Origin of the sequence: Ulvibacter antarcticus (assembly GCF_003688405.1) — a bacterium.
GTDB classification, from domain to species: Bacteria; Bacteroidota; Bacteroidia; order Flavobacteriales; family Flavobacteriaceae; genus Ulvibacter; species Ulvibacter antarcticus.
In genome coordinates, this window is the sequence record NZ_REFC01000013.1 from 546,002 (window position 1) to 561,476 (window position 15,475).

Here is a 15,475-nt window from a genome sequence, read left to right on the forward strand (position 1 = left end):
TTCAGTTTCTTGTAATTGAAGTCACTACCAACTGAGACTGCGACTGCAAACTTTGACTGCCTGCTAAACTAATACCACTCCCTTGTAAATAATCGTAGCAACGTTTTCGGACTGAGCGTTACCACAAATCGTACTTTTTCGTCATAATGTGGTAAATTTGGTTCGAAGCCTAAACTTGAATACACTGGAAAGTACAATTCAAAATAATCTGCCACCAAATTAACACGAATTCCAGTGTCGAAAACGGCTTTTGTTCCCACGCCTTTGTTGTTTATTAAACCAACATCTCCATAGGCATGTATCCATTTCCAAATATTTGTACTTGCGTTAAGTGTCGTCATCCATGTGTTTGAAAAGGCAGGTTCTAATTGTGATTTAAAACCACCTTCGGCTACAATTAATTGTTGACTAAATAAGCCCTGATCTTCACTTCGCCCGTAATAACTATATTTAAAAAGGTAATCGGTAGGTCGGTCTAAAGCGAAACTAAAGAAATTTCCATCCGAGCCGGTATCATTAAACAGGAAGGTACCTGCGAACAATCTTAAATTCAATTGACGATTACTATTAAATAGTTTTCTGTATTCAAAATTCACAAAAATCTTACTAAATCGTGATGATAGTTCATAATCCGCGCTACCCCTAAAATAATTGATTAAATTCGGGTTACTATAAACATATTGAAGATTAAACACACTATAATTCGGATCCTGATTCAATTCATTTGGGTCATCATCCTTCGATACATTTATACTTCTAATGTTGATAAATTGCTTTTCATTATCCCTTAGATCTTTATTTCTGAATGCAAACGTAATATAAGGTGTGAGAGTCTTGTAAAATAAATCTGTGTCGTACGAATAGTAGTTTCCGGAAATCCCGTAGCGCATCGCGTAGAGTTTCCCTTCTTCTTTACGATCTGTATAACTTATTGAAGCCCGACCTACCAAATTTTTGGATCTGAATCCAAACTGCGGCTCCAAACTATAAACAATCCCTTTTGGAAGAACTGTTTTATTGTACAATCGCAAACCTGCCGATACACCATCATATAAATTATATTCAAAGATTGGCATAAAAAAGAACTGTGTATAATTGGGATCTTCCACATCCTGGAAAAGTCGGAATTGCACCGGCTTATTCAGTAATCCCTTTACTTTTTTATAGTTGTTTCTTCTATTAAATTCGGGGATAATACCGTCGTAATTCAAGACTAGTTTCCGAACTTGCGCGGCAGGCAAAGTTATACTAGCCGTATCGCTTATAGGAAACGTCCATTTTTTGAATAGAACTTCCTTTTTATCGAGTCCGAAAATGGAAACAGGCATTGAATTTTCCCTTAGATTCTTGATATTCACCTTCAAAGAATCACCTTTTTTCTTTACCGATGTAATTTTGAAATCGATACTTGAGCGCTTATTTGCATAGTCTTCAAAGAACCAGTTTATAGGTAATTCGGTATTCTGTTCCAAAGTTTTTTCAAAATCAGAAATTTTAATCGGTCCGAGTTTCTTTTCAGAATATAACTGCTTTATACTCTTTGCTAAAACGTCATCTCCCAAATAATCGGAAAGATATGTAAGGCCTTGTCCGCCATAATAATCATTCGCGATGTTTTTATTGAATTTAAGCAATGAATCTTTTGGAGTCGTTAGTTTTTGATGCAAGTTGTTTCGTGCCATATTAAGATAAAGCAACGGATATTGGTCATTAAACTCTAAATCGGCAGCATGTGCCCAACGAATAATCCAAAAGTCACTTAGGCTTCCAATAATTTTCATTTTCGGATAATAGATATTCACATACTCCATCATAAAATGAATCTGCAATGCACCGGACAACCAGTAATCTTCACGAGGGTTTAAAAGAAGAGTATTCTCAATATAATTTCTCGTGATGGTCTTTAACTGTTCCATATCGTATTCAAATCCATCAGGAAATGGACTAATAAAATCGGGCAATTGGTTTAAACCATAGACCGGACTACTTCGATAATCAACCTCACTAATTACCATCTTTTCAAAAGGGTAGGGGCCCATCCGCTCTGAAAGAAAATGAACAATTCTGTCGATAACAAGTGCACGAATTGGCGGAGTCACCTTATCATCATGAATATCTGTGACTATTTCAAATTCGTCGGTGACCACGCTTTCAAAAGTTGCTTTTTGGTCAACATAAAGCACCGAACGAATACGTGATTTTCCGTTTAAGGTTGTGGTTTTTATCCCTTCGGAAACTGTTTCAGAAACCACATTTAAATCGGATGTAAGATAATATTGTGAGGGTACTTCAAATTGTATCGTCATTTCTGAAGCCGACATATACAAATCCTCTGTATTTTTATTGCTATAGAAATGCCATCCTGTCTCATCATGAACCGCCGGACTTATATACCAATATTGAAGAATAAAATTATTCTCTTTCGTTACTCCGTACCTTGTAAATTTAGCGTCAGGCTGTTTTACGTTGTATTTTAAACTAAGAGTATACGTTTCACCCGGTAAAAGATCATTGTCTAAGTTTACTTTTATAATATCGACAGCATCTCCGTATTCCCATTCCAGTTTTTTCGAATCACTGTTTTCGATAGTAAGAATGTCTGTCCGACCTCTGTTTTTATCTTTTTCGAAATGGAATTGGCTGTCGTAGTTTTCAGAAAATCGTTTTCCAAGAGGGGTGGTTTTACTACTAAAACTGTTAGCCCAATCCAGAAGATATATTTCCTGAAGCGCCTTCTTTGAATTATTGTAAAATTCAATCTGTTGGCCAATCTCAATAGTCGCCGTTTGTGGTTGAAGTTTTGCATCAATGGAGATTCGCTGCTGAGCATTTAAGCTAACGGCAGCAAGTAAACAAATGATCGTTATAAGTTTATGAAGCCTCAAGAAATTTTTAGAAATTTAGTTGTTTCACTAAAAGGAAGGTCGTTTTTTAGGTAATAGATACCACTGTCTAGCTGGGATAGGTCTATGCTAATCTCTTCGGAAGGCTTTGTCGTTAACTGCATAATCTCTTGTCCTAAAGTATTGTAAATTCTGAAGCTTACTGGTTCTGTAACTTCCTGCGAAATTTTGAGGAATAAATTATCGGTTACAACAGTGTTTTTTAGTGTTACTAAAGCTTCAGAAGTATCAAATTCTATTCCACTTAATACTATTTCTTTATTTGTTTCCAACTCCATTACAACGGGTAGATGGTCACTCATGGCATAGATTTTATTCCGAAGCTCCACATCGAATTCACCAACACATTCAACATCATTCACATTTTTATTATAACAGTTACCATTATTTCCGAAGGACTTATAACTCGAATCAACATAGCGTAATTTCGGATCTGTCTTCATATTTTCAGAAATAAGAATAAAATCGAATCGATCATCCATACCGCCTCCGGCACCGGCACCAAAGGGCCCGGAACTCGTACGCGTACTTTGTGTATGCACCTGCTGGAAATCGGAATTATTATTCCACGAACCAGGAGTATCTATCGGATCTGCCATAACAATAGCATTCGTAGGGTCTAACAATTCAATATAAGCAGGCTCGGTAGAAGTATATAGGTTGAGATCACCGGCAAAGATGATAAACGAATTTGGATCTAAGCTAGGTAAAGTACTTGTAAATTCATTGACCATATCCAATCGAAGATTCACATTGCTACCGCCTTGACTCGATTTTAAATGAGTGACGTAGACATGTATTAGAATTGGATCGGTGCTCTGATCTGCGGTGTTTAGTTGTAAAACATACCGATTGATATCCCGAACGCTGGTTTCAATTATTCCAGTGCTTACCAAGGAGAACATTGAACTTCTAAAATAAAGCAGCTGCTGTAAGTTCGCAGAACCGGATTGATTGTATTCGAAAGGTGCTGCTGTATAATTTTCGCCTTCATCATTGAGACCAATATTTAAGACCTCATTGGCACCGGCAGGAGTTTTTAATTCACATACCATAAAAATATCTGGCTCGTAAGTGTCGAGTATTTCTTGTAATATAATAGATCGATCTCCAGGTAGATACTCAGGATAATCCAATAGATTATAAAACATAGTTTTCAAGCTACCCTGTGCGATTGCAGTGCATGATATAATTGTGAGTGCGATAAAAAGTATTCTTTTTAGCATTTCAGGGAGTTGATGTGTGTTATTATTAGAAGTTTGGGCTCAAATGGTATTCGTCGTAGAATTCATTCAAAATCTTAAGAACTTCGTCCTCGGTATCTACCAAATGTACCAGATCCATATCTTCCGGACTTATATTTCCTTCTGCTAACAAAGTTCCTTTAATCCAATCGAACAATCCTTTCCAGAATTCTCTTCCCACCAATATTAATGGAAATTTATCAATTTTATGTGTTTGTATAAGTGTAAAAGCTTCAAAAAACTCGTCCAGCGTTCCAAAGCCACCAGGCATAACGACAAAGCCTTGCGAATATTTAACAAACATTACTTTTCTAACAAAGAAATAGTCGAAATCGATACTTTTATCACTGTCTATATAAGGATTGTCATGCTGCTCGAAAGGAAGGGTGATATTGAGTCCTACTGATGTTCCACCAGCCAAATGGGCTCCTTTGTTACCAGCTTCCATAATTCCCGGACCACCACCTGTTATCACTCCATAGCCATTCTCGGTTATTTTCTTGGCGATATTTTCTGCCAATTTATAGTATTTATGATCCGGCTTTGTTCTAGCCGATCCAAAAATTGAAACACAAGGTCCTATCCGGCTCATTTTTTCATACCCTCCAACAAATTCTCCCATTATTTTGAAGATTGCCCAGGAGTCGTTCGTTTTTACCTGATTCCAATTTTTTGGTGTTAATTCGTTTCTCATTTCTAATTTCTACTTTTCAATTTTTATTATTCTATGGTTTTATAAGGTCTTTGCAGACTTTAATACTGAAACCGAAAATTGTCAATCAGCTAAAGTAATTCTTTTTGAAGGAACTTTGCTGTGTAACTTTTTTTACTTTTTACGATCTCTTCCGGGGTTCCTAGAGCCAGAACTTTACCACCTTTTTTACCTCCTTCCGGACCTATATCAATAATATAATCTACTGTTTTAATCACATCAAGATTGTGTTCGATTATCAATACGGTATTTCCTTTATTCACTAGTTTATTGAGAACGATCATAAGGACACGAATATCTTCAAAATGAAGCCCTGTTGTGGGTTCATCTAAAATATAGAATGTATTACCGGTATCTCTTTTGGATAGTTCTGTGGCGAGTTTTATACGTTGGGCTTCTCCTCCTGATAGGGTAGTTGATTGCTGTCCTAGCGTGATATATCCCAATCCTACGTCCCGAATCGTTTTCAATTTCCTGAATATCTTCGGAATTAATTCGAAGAATTCACAGGCGTCGTTAATTGTCATTTCTAACACATCGTAAATCGACTTTCCTTTATATCTAATTTCCAGTGTCTCCCGATTGAAGCGTTTTCCCTGACAGGTTTCGCATTCCACATATACATCTGGTAGGAAATTCATTTCTATCACTCTCAAGCCACCGCCCCTACAGGTTTCACAGCGACCTCCTGAAACATTAAAACTAAAGCGACCCGGTTTATACCCGCGTATCAAGGCTTCGGGTACTTTTGCAAATAAACTACGTATTTCAGAAAACACGCCTGTATAAGTGGCTGGATTCGATCTTGGTGTTCTTCCAATCGGCGATTGGTTGATATCGATCACCTTGTCAATATGTTCTAGTCCGCTAATCTTTTTATAGGGCATTGGTTTTTTAACGCCGTTGAAAAAGTGAGCATTCAGAATAGGGTAGAGGGTTTCGTTTATCAAGGTAGATTTTCCACTTCCCGAAACACCGGTAACCCCAATCATTTTTCCCAATGGAAAGTCTACTGAAACATTTTTAAGGTTATTACCCGTCGCTCCTTTTAGAGTTAAAATTTTACCGTTTCCTTCTCTTCTTTTCTTCGGAATTTCGATCTTTTTAGTACCATTTAGGTAATCGGCTGTGAGCGTATGATGTTTTAAAATTTCAGATGGGGTTCCTTCTGAAACAATTTCACCTCCATGATGCCCGGCTGCCGGACCAATATCAATCACATAATCGGCATGTTGAATCATATCTTTATCATGTTCAACAACAATGACCGAATTCCCCAATTCCCGTAATGAGATAAGCGATTTTATCAATTTTTCATTATCCCGCTGATGCAGGCCAATGCTTGGTTCATCAAGTATATAAAGCACTCCAACCAATTGAGAACCAATTTGAGTCGCCAATCTTATACGCTGTGCTTCTCCCCCGGAAAGAGATTTTGAACTGCGATCGAGGGCAAGATAAGTTAGCCCTACATCTACCAAAAATTGAAGCCTTGTTTTTACTTCTTTAATAATTTCCTCGGCAATCTTTTTTTGTGTTTCTGAAAGATCCTTTTCAATGCCTTCGAACCATTCTGCCAGTTCCAACACGTCCATATGTGCTAATTCTGCGATGTTTTTTCCGTTCACTTTAAAATAAAGGGATTCTTTCCTAAGTCTGGCACCTTTGCATTCAGGGCAAGCGATCTTATCCATATACTCTTTAGCCCAACGTTGTAAAGACTTAGATTCGTTAGCGTCAAAAGTATTCTGAAGGAAAGTCGCAACACCTTCAAATTCTATTTTATAGCTTCTGGTGATACCCAGCGTCTTAGATTCAATGTCAAATTTTTCATCCCCACCGTGGAATATCATTTCTTTAGCTTCCGAAGGAATACTTTTAAAAGGATCAGTTAGTTTAAATTGAAACCGTTCTGCAATCAAATCTAACTGTTTAAAGATCCAATTACTTTTTTGTGGCCCATGTGGAGCAAGAGCGCCGTTTTTTATAGACAATTCCGGATTTGGAATAATCTTATCGAGATTTACCTGATAGAGTTGTCCCAAACCTTTGCAGTTGGGGCACATGCCTTTGGGCGAATTGAAAGAAAAATTGTTTGGTTCCGGATTAGGATATGAAACGCCACTAGAAGGACACATGAGCGACCGACTAAAAAACCGAACCTCATCGGTTTCATTGTCTAATACCATTAGCACGTCGTCTCCATGATACATGGCTGTTACAATGGTTTCACTCAATCGTTTGCTATTATCTGTATCACTAGCTATTTTTAAGCGATCAATCACAATTTCAATATCATGATTTTTGTATCGATCGACCTTCATTCCTTTAACAATATCTTTTACGACGCCATCAATCCTAACTTTCAGGAATCCTTGTTTCGCAATTTGCTCGAATAGCTCTCGATAATGTCCTTTTCTGGATCGCACAACCGGCGCAAGAATGCTTACTTTTTTATTATCAAAATCGTTGAGGATAAGTTGTTTTATTTGCTCATCATCATAACTCACCATTTTTTCACCAGTATTGAAACTATATGCATCACTGGCTCTAGCAAAAAATAATCTTAAGAAATCATAGATCTCTGTGATAGTACCAACAGTAGAACGCGGACTGCGACTTGTGGTTTTTTGTTCTATGGCAATTACCGGGGAAAGACCATCAATTTTATCGACATCGGGGCGCTCTAAACTCCCTAAAAACTGACGCGCGTAGGCAGAAAAGGTTTCGATATAGCGTCTTTGTCCCTCTGCATAGATAGTATCGAATGCTAAAGAAGACTTCCCACTACCCGAAAGACCCGTAATCACCACTAAGTTTTCTCGCGGGATTTTAACATCTATATTCTTGAGATTATGTACTCTGGCTCCCAGAATTTCAATAAAATCGACATTTTTAACCATAGTTTGCAAAGGTACTCATTTGGAACGTAAATTTTTAAAGGAAGCCATTCGGAAACATAAAATTTTCGAAGGAGTCGCAGAAGAACTTAAGAGTCGTTATCTCCATCTAGAAACTGATAAAAACTGGTCGCTATATAAAATAGCACACCAATGATAATTCCCAGACATATTGCAATTACCTGAGTTGGTAATTTGAAAATATGGAAAGCAAGCGGAAGTATCACACCAAAACTGGCAAACAGTATAAAAATTGTTTTTAAATAACGTGTTAGCGGTGATGTGTTCGATGCGGAAGAGTCCACAATTTGATACAGATTAGGAATGACCATTTTATTCATATAATCACCTAATTTGGCCAAAAATATTTCATTAAATGATGAATCTTCGAAGACGTCTTTGTCTATCTGAACAGCTAATAGTACAATTCTCTCAGCGTGATTATCAGGAATTTTACTTAAATCTAATGCCTTTTTGAAGGCACCAAAATTATAACCAAAATAATACCATAGACCCGAGCCACATTTATGAAGGAACCATTTTTCTACTATTTCTCTTCCGTAAGCACGACCACTGTTAGGGCGTGCGATGGTTTTTTTATCCTTCGGATTTACCATCATCAGAGATTTTAATTCCAAATAAAGGTTTTCGGTTTCTAGGAAATTCTGATCCTCCTGAAGAAATTCGATCGCCAGTTTTGACTTTCCTTTGTAGAATTCTTTTACTTCAAAAAAGGTGAGTCCTTCAAACTCATCATCGATATATTCCTTTAAGCCTGAAGCCCATATATCGGATTGAAGTAAGAGTTCGATAATTTCCTGGAAATTCGACATCTTTTGAGACACCTTGTTGTGCTCTATGGAGTTATTACGGTTTTCTGCGAGATTAACGCCATTCGCCAATAAATATAATAATAGGATAGTCGAAATAAAACCATTGATACTTATAAAGTAGATTGTAAATTTGGCCAGTTGCTTAATAAATTCCGGGTCATTGTCAAGTTTGTTCCACAACAATACAATTAATACAATACAAAGGACACCACTGCAAATGAGTGGTATTAATGTTAACAAATCCTTATGTATAGATTTTTTCTTCATTATATTTCGAAAAAGGCAAAAAAGGGTATCGCTCAAATGAACCATTGAGCAGGTTGATTTTAACTACTAAGTTTTATCCGGTATGCAATCTACTTATCCAGAATGATATAAAGTGCTACTTTTCCCCAAGTTTTACCCCAATAACTTTTATTATAATTCTAATTTATTTATGTTATTTCTTCATGCGTCATGTTCAAATTTAGTTTTTTTTCTTACAAAAAGTAGTATTTTACCTACAAATCGTTATACTGTCATAGATATTCGTTAAACGGGTTGTTTTCAGAATATTAAACCTAAAAACCAGCCGCAGAATCATCTCCTCTATGGTCTGCACCACCCTCAAGTTTTCCATCTGGAAGGATTAAAATTGCATCAACTTTTCCTATAATTGGATCTGTTTCTGTGTTATGCGGATATCCTTTTTCTTCCAATGTGCGAATTAACGATTCTGGAAATTTTCCGTGTTCATATCGAATAGCGTCTGGTAACCATTGATGATGAAATCTCGGAACATTTACCGCTTGTTGCATATTCATACCAAATTCCCTAACGTTCAAAATTGATTGTAACACTGAAGTTATAATCGTGGCACCTCCGGGAGTGCCAACCACCATCCAGAGTTTTCCATCTTTTTCAATAATAGTGGGAGTCATAGAACTTAGCATCCTCTTGGATGGCGCAATCGCATTAGCTTCGCCCCCCACCAATCCATAAATATTAGGTTCTCCAGGTTTGGCGCTAAAATCATCCATTTCGTTATTCAGAAAAAACCCGAGTTCTTTCGAATATAACTTTGAGCCAAATCCCGAATTTAATGTAGTAGTTGCGGAAATAGCATTTCCGAAGGGGTCAACAATAGAATAATGTGTAGTCTCGCTACTTTCATATCCTGTTATCTTGCCATAACCTATTGTTTCTGAAGAGGTGACTTCGTCAAAAGAAAAGTCGGACATTCTCATTTTAATGTACGAATCACTTAATAAGGAGTCAATCGGGATCTCAACAAAATCAGGGTCGCCCAGGAAATAACTCCGATCTGCGTAAGCACGCCTTTCTGCCTCTGTAATAAGTTGAATAGACTTGACAGTGTTATGACCGTATTCAGAAATAGGGAAGGGCTCGATCATCTTCATGATTTGCGCAAGACAAATACCTCCACTGGAAGGCGGTGGCATTGATATTACTTTAAGATCTTTGTAATCAAACTGAATAGGTTCCCGCCATTCGGTTTCATAAGCTTCCAAATCGTGAAGGGTCATGATTCCACCTTTTGACGCCATGAATTCAATTAGTTTTTTAGCTGTTTCTCCTTTGTAAAATTCAGATCTACCATTGGAAGAGATGTTTCTCAAGGTTCTCGCCAAAGCCTTATTTTTAAGAGTATCACCCTTCTTGTATACCTCAGTGAATATTGATGGTTCTCCATTTACTTCTTCAATTTCTGCCCTGTATTCGAGAAATTGAGCCGCTTGCTTTTCTGTAATAATAAACCCTCTTTCTGCTAATTGAATTACGGGTGCTAATATTTCTTCGATCGGTAAACTACCAAATTTCTCATGCACTGTAAATATTCCTGCAATAGTTCCCGGCACTCCAACGGCCAAGCCGCCTTTTTTACTTTTTTCGGATAAATACACGCCATTTTCGTCTAGATACATATCACGATTTGCAGATAAGGGTGCTTTTTCTCTATAATCCAAAGAACCCGTTTCTCCATATTGCGTTCGGTAGACGATAAATCCACCACCTCCAAGATTCCCCGCATAGGGATAGCAAACGGCCAGCGCCATTTCGGTTGCAATCATAGCGTCGAAAGCGTTTCCACCTTTAAGCATTATGTCCTTTCCTATTTTTGAAGCTTCAGATCTGGCAGATACCACCATTGCTTTATCGGTAATTAATCCAATTTCTGGTAATAGGTTGGCTTCAGTTGGTGTAACTGTTTTTTCATTGCATGACAGAAAAAGTACGGTAGTAATGAAGAAAATTATATAACGCATATATGTTAAGTTAATGACTATCAGTTTGTAGGGCATTGTGAAACTAATATTATGATAACTCTTTCAATTTATTTTCAGAAAAGATAATCAATTCAGCGAAAAAAGAAGTGAATTCGTTTTCAAATTCGACATAATATTCTTCTAATTCCATTACGGCAAAGTTCATTTTTGAAATCCCTTTCGTTCTTACATTCATTTGATCTAGTATTTTACTAATTCCGGGTATAGTTGCATAGCTCAATAACCAATTATCGGACATCATATAGGGCATCATTCTTTGTATTCGGCTTGGAAGAATTTCGAAGTTGTTCCGAAGCAATTCATAGAAATCTGCAACATAGTTGGCTAAGGGTGTAGGATGATATTTATTCCAGTTTTTAGCCAGATAATGATCATATAATATGTCAACAATAACGCCACTATAATGACTGTAGTTCTCATGCAAACGTGCTGTGCTTTTTCGAACGGTTGGATGCTGATCTGTATAACTATCTATGGCTCTGTGTAGCAATATCCCTTTTTGGATTTCTGAAGGGTATTTTTGATACTTTTTACCTTTAATCCCATCGGCGATAAAATTACCAATCGTGATTCCCTCGTTTTCACCTGAGAGATAAATGTGAGCTAGAAAATTCATTGGGTCAATTTACAAAAACGTGCCGAAGAATTGTCTTATAAAAAAGTATCTTTGCAAAAAAAATAAGAGTATGACATTAATAAAATCGATTTCGGGAATACGAGGTACTATAGGTGGAAATCAAGGGGATAATTTAACTCCAATTGACGCTGTAAAGTATGCGGCCGCTTATGGAACATGGATCAAACAACAAAGGAATAAGGAAAATTATAGAGTTGTTGTTGGAAGAGATGCGCGTATTTCAGGACATATGGTTCAACAATTAGTGATGCAGACTCTTGTTGGAATGGGAATTCATGTAATCGATCTTGGTTTATCAACAACACCTACAGTTGAAGTTGCCGTGGCATTAGAACATGCAGATGGAGGAATCATATTAACAGCGAGTCACAATCCGAAGCAATGGAATGCATTAAAATTGTTGAATAATAAAGGTGAATTTTTAAATTCCGAAGCAGGTCAACAAATTCTTGATATCGCAGAAAAAGGTGAAATCACTTTTGCAGAAGTTGATGATTTAGGAGAGATATCGATAAATGATGCTTATATAGATTTACATATTGATGAGATTCTGGATTTGCCATTAGTGAATGCAGATGCGATTAGAAAAGCAAAATTCAAAGTAGTTGTAGATGCGGTCAATTCTACCGGAGGGATTGCCGTTCCTTTACTCCTTGAAGCACTTGGTGTACATCCTGTTAAATTATACTGTGAACCAAACGGAGAATTTCCTCATAACCCGGAACCTTTAAAAGAACACCTTGGCGATCTAATGAAATTGGTGGTTAAAGAGAGAGCAGACTTTGGATTGGTTGTCGATCCGGATGTCGATCGATTGGCTTTTGTAGATGAAAAAGGGGAGATGTTCGGTGAGGAGTATACCTTAGTGGCAGTAGCAGATTATGTACTACAGCATACTCCTGGAACTACGGTGTCAAATATGTCTTCATCGCGAGCATTACGTGATGTGACAAATCGCCATGGAGGAACATATACCGCCAGTGCTGTTGGCGAAGTAAATGTGGTACAACAAATGAAGGACACAAATGCGATTATAGGCGGTGAAGGAAATGGTGGGATTATTTATCCTGAATTACATTATGGACGGGACAGCCTTGTAGGTATAGCGTTATTTTTAACTTATTTGGCAGAACGTAAAATTACAGTTAGCGAGCTTCGGAAAGAGTATCCTTCCTATTATATGAGTAAGAAGAAAATCGCTTTAACTCCACAAATTGACGTAGATGCTATTCTGAAGGCAATGGAGGCGAAATATGCTTCCGAAGAGATCAATACGCTCGATGGAGTAAAGATCGATTTTGAAAAAAATTGGGTGCATTTAAGAAAGTCTAATACAGAGCCAATTATTAGAATTTACACTGAAGCCTTAACTCAAAATGAGGCAGATTTGTTGGCAGACAGATTTATTAATGAAATAAAATCTATAGCGAATCTATAAGTTTTATTACATTTACGGGATTCAAATTCAGATAGATGTCTTTTTTAACCCAATCTAAAAAAACCGAATTAGAGCTATATTTTAATTCTTTCCGACAAGAAATTATCGGTATTGATCAACACTTTAATTCACCGTACGGTAGAAAGAAAATTGTTTATACCGATTGGACAGCCAGCGGAAGGTTATACGGTCCCATTGAAGAGCGAATGGCATCGGTTTTTGGACCTTTTGTTGCCAATACACATACCGAAACTTCAGTAACCGGTACGACAATGACACTTGCTTATCGAGAAGCAAGAAGGATTATCAAAAAGCACGTTAACGCCAACGAAAATGACGTGTTGATCGCTACCGGAACCGGGATGACTGGTGCAATAAATAAGTTTCAGCGCATCCTTGGATTAAAAGTTCCGGAAAGGCTAAGAGACTTTGTTTCAATTGAAGAAAGTGATCGTCCTGTGGTATTTGTATCACATATGGAGCATCATAGCAACCAAACTTCGTGGTTGGAAACAATTGCAAAAGTAGTCGTTATACCTTGTGACGAAAAAGGACTCTTTTGTTTAAACAATCTTAAAATTTTACTGGAGAAATATAAATCTAATAAGCTAAAAATAGCATCGATTACGAGTTGTTCGAATGTTACCGGAATTACCTTGCCATATCAGGAAGTTGCTCAATTAATGCATCAAAATGATGGTTTGTGTTTTGTGGATTTTGCTTGTTCTGCTCCATATATTCAAATAGACATGCACCCGGATAATTCTGACTCTTATCTGGACGCTATTTTTGTATCTCCACACAAATTTTTAGGAGGACCGGGGAGTAGTGGTATTTTGATTTTCAATAAAAAGCTATACAAAAATTTGATTCCTGATTGTCCAGGAGGGGGCACGGTAACTTGGACTAACCCTTGGGGTGGGCATCAGTATATCAAGGACATCGAGGAACGAGAAGATGGTGGAACACCAGGTTTTCTTCAGGTCATTAGAGCTTCACTTGTGATGAATCTCAAGGAAAAGATGGGAATTTCTAATATTCTTAAACGTGAAAAGGAGCTAATGTCTTATTTTTTTAAGCGCATGAAGTCACATTCAAACATTTCCATATTAGCCTCAGAACATGAACATAGACTTGGTGTAATTGCTTTAAATGTAGGAAGTCTCCATTATAACCTTGTAGTAAAGATCTTAAACGACCGTTTTGGTATACAATCAAGAGGTGGTTGTAGTTGTGCCGGGACTTATGGTCATTATTTATTGGGGATCGATGAAGATAAATCCAAAGAAATAGTGAGCAAAGTGGAATCCGGAACCTGTGATTATAAACCGGGTTGGGTACGCCTTTCTATTCATCCAACTACCACTAATTCTGAAATGGAGTTTGTATGCGATAGTTTGATTGCTTTGGCAGATAACTTTGAAGAATGGAAAAAGGATTATGTTTTTCTAAATAATAAGTTTCAACATCTTTCCGAAGTATCACATCCATCGAAAGTTATGAAGGATTCCTGGTTCGAGTTTTAATTATTGAAATTCGGGAGGGACACTATTACGATGCTTCCATCTTTTATGCGTCCATAAATAAAATTCTGGAGCTTCTTTTATTTGTTCTTCTACTAGCTTTAAGAAAATATCTGTTATCTCGTAATCTTTATATTCTTTCGGGTTTAATGTAATTGTTTTAAAGGTAGCCTCATAATAGCCTCGTTTAATTTTTTTTATGGCAACAAACATCACTGCCATATCCAATTTTTTAGCCATCATTTCGGCACCAGTATATGCTGGTACTTTTATTTTAAAGAATTCTTGCCAATGGTGTGCACTTCTAATTTTAGGGGATTGATCTGAAACAAAGCCGTTCAGGGTTAATTCCCCTTTCTCTTTAGATTCTTGCAGTACTGGCACAGTTTCCTTAGTAGTAATTAAGAAACTGTTGTATTTCGCGCGAATTCGCTTTACCATGCGATCGAAATATTTATTTTCTATACGTTTATAAATCGCGTGGGTTTTAATATCTACATACTTCTGAAGAACAAAAATCCATTCCCAACTCCCATAATGAGCCATCATAAGCACGATGCTTTTATTTTGATTGATGACGCTATGAACTTCATCAATATTTGTGGGCTTAAATCGCTTTAATAGTTCTTGTTCAGATATTGAAAGAGATTTAATCGTTTCAAAAATCATATCACAAAGATGGTGATAGAATTTATTTTCAATCTCCTTCTTTTCAGCTTCAGATTTATCGGGAAATACTAGATTTAGGTTTTCACGCACCGTTTTTTTACGATATCCAAATACCTTATGGATAAAAAAGCAGGTCACATCCGAAGAGAAATACAGCAATCTCATGGGATATAATGAGATGAACCATAAAATGGGATAGACTAAAATATAAACTACTAGTTGCATAGGTAAATTTATCGCAAAACTAAGTATTTTTGATAAGTGATGAACATAATCAAGATGTATTCAGAAAAAATAATTTGAATATTGATCTCAGTAACAAACTTAA

Annotated in this window: 10 protein-coding genes; 2 read left to right on the forward strand and 8 right to left on the reverse strand. The window is 36.8% G+C overall.

What is annotated here, in order from left to right:
• Positions 1–68: 68 nt before the first annotated feature.
• The 7 genes from BXY75_RS11290 to BXY75_RS11320 all read right to left on the reverse strand — a co-directional run bounded on the left by BXY75_RS11290 (position 69) and on the right by BXY75_RS11320 (position 11,496).
• Positions 69–2,885, reverse strand: a complete 2,817-nt coding sequence (locus tag BXY75_RS11290; protein ID WP_121907857.1) for a gluzincin family metallopeptidase — start codon at positions 2,883–2,885, stop codon at positions 69–71.
• Positions 2,882–4,129, reverse strand: a complete 1,248-nt coding sequence (locus BXY75_RS11295) for a T9SS type A sorting domain-containing protein (protein WP_121907858.1) — start codon at positions 4,127–4,129, stop codon at positions 2,882–2,884. Before BXY75_RS11295 ends, BXY75_RS11290 begins: the two co-directional genes overlap by 4 nt.
• Positions 4,130–4,154: 25 nt before the next feature.
• Entirely contained in the window at positions 4,155–4,841 is a 687-nt protein-coding gene (locus BXY75_RS11300; RefSeq protein ID WP_121907859.1) for an LOG family protein, read from the reverse strand.
• 89 nt (positions 4,842–4,930) lie between these two features.
• On the reverse strand, positions 4,931–7,762 hold the full coding sequence (gene uvrA, locus BXY75_RS11305; RefSeq protein WP_121907860.1) for an excinuclease ABC subunit UvrA: 2,832 nt from the start codon (positions 7,760–7,762) through the stop codon (positions 4,931–4,933).
• 86 nt (positions 7,763–7,848) lie between these two features.
• On the reverse strand, positions 7,849–8,859 hold the full coding sequence (locus tag BXY75_RS11310; protein ID WP_121907861.1) for a hypothetical protein: 1,011 nt from the start codon (positions 8,857–8,859) through the stop codon (positions 7,849–7,851).
• Between the two features lie 293 nt (positions 8,860–9,152).
• Positions 9,153–10,859 (reverse strand): gamma-glutamyltransferase, encoded by a 1,707-nt coding sequence (ggt, locus tag BXY75_RS11315; RefSeq protein ID WP_121907862.1) that lies wholly within the window; start codon positions 10,857–10,859, stop codon positions 9,153–9,155.
• Between the two features lie 49 nt (positions 10,860–10,908).
• Positions 10,909–11,496, reverse strand: a complete 588-nt coding sequence (locus BXY75_RS11320; RefSeq protein WP_121907863.1) for an acyl carrier protein phosphodiesterase — start codon at positions 11,494–11,496, stop codon at positions 10,909–10,911.
• A 70-nt stretch (positions 11,497–11,566) separates the two neighbouring features.
• Here BXY75_RS11320 and glmM point away from each other — a divergent pair, with 70 nt between their 5' ends.
• The gene (gene glmM, locus BXY75_RS11325) at positions 11,567–12,955 is read left to right on the forward strand and encodes a phosphoglucosamine mutase (RefSeq protein WP_121907864.1); all 1,389 of its coding nucleotides are present in this window, start codon (positions 11,567–11,569) and stop codon (positions 12,953–12,955) included.
• Between the two features lie 35 nt (positions 12,956–12,990).
• Complete coding sequence (locus BXY75_RS11330; RefSeq protein ID WP_121907865.1) at positions 12,991–14,481, forward strand: aminotransferase class V-fold PLP-dependent enzyme; 1,491 nt, start codon at positions 12,991–12,993, stop codon at positions 14,479–14,481.
• Here BXY75_RS11330 and BXY75_RS11335 read toward each other — a convergent pair whose 3' ends face one another.
• Positions 14,482–15,372 (reverse strand): lysophospholipid acyltransferase family protein, encoded by an 891-nt coding sequence (locus BXY75_RS11335; protein ID WP_121907866.1) that lies wholly within the window; start codon positions 15,370–15,372, stop codon positions 14,482–14,484.
• Positions 15,373–15,475: the final 103 nt, after the last annotated feature.

Excerpts from the sequence above, each read along its gene's own strand:
- ggt (WP_121907862.1), bottom strand. The coding sequence starts at position 10,859 with ATGCGTTATATAATTTTCTTCATTACTACCGTACTTTTTCTGTCATGC.
- uvrA (WP_121907860.1), bottom strand. The coding sequence starts at position 7,762 with ATGGTTAAAAATGTCGATTTTATTGAAATTCTGGGAGCCAGAGTACAT.
- BXY75_RS11295 (WP_121907858.1), bottom strand. The coding sequence starts at position 4,129 with ATGCTAAAAAGAATACTTTTTATCGCACTCACAATTATATCATGCACT.
- BXY75_RS11310 (WP_121907861.1), bottom strand. The coding sequence starts at position 8,859 with ATGAAGAAAAAATCTATACATAAGGATTTGTTAACATTAATACCACTC.
- BXY75_RS11300 (WP_121907859.1), bottom strand. The coding sequence starts at position 4,841 with ATGAGAAACGAATTAACACCAAAAAATTGGAATCAGGTAAAAACGAAC.
- glmM (WP_121907864.1), top strand. The coding sequence starts at position 11,567 with ATGACATTAATAAAATCGATTTCGGGAATACGAGGTACTATAGGTGGA.
- BXY75_RS11335 (WP_121907866.1), bottom strand. The coding sequence starts at position 15,372 with ATGCAACTAGTAGTTTATATTTTAGTCTATCCCATTTTATGGTTCATC.
- BXY75_RS11320 (WP_121907863.1), bottom strand. The coding sequence starts at position 11,496 with ATGAATTTTCTAGCTCACATTTATCTCTCAGGTGAAAACGAGGGAATC.
- BXY75_RS11330 (WP_121907865.1), top strand. The coding sequence starts at position 12,991 with ATGTCTTTTTTAACCCAATCTAAAAAAACCGAATTAGAGCTATATTTT.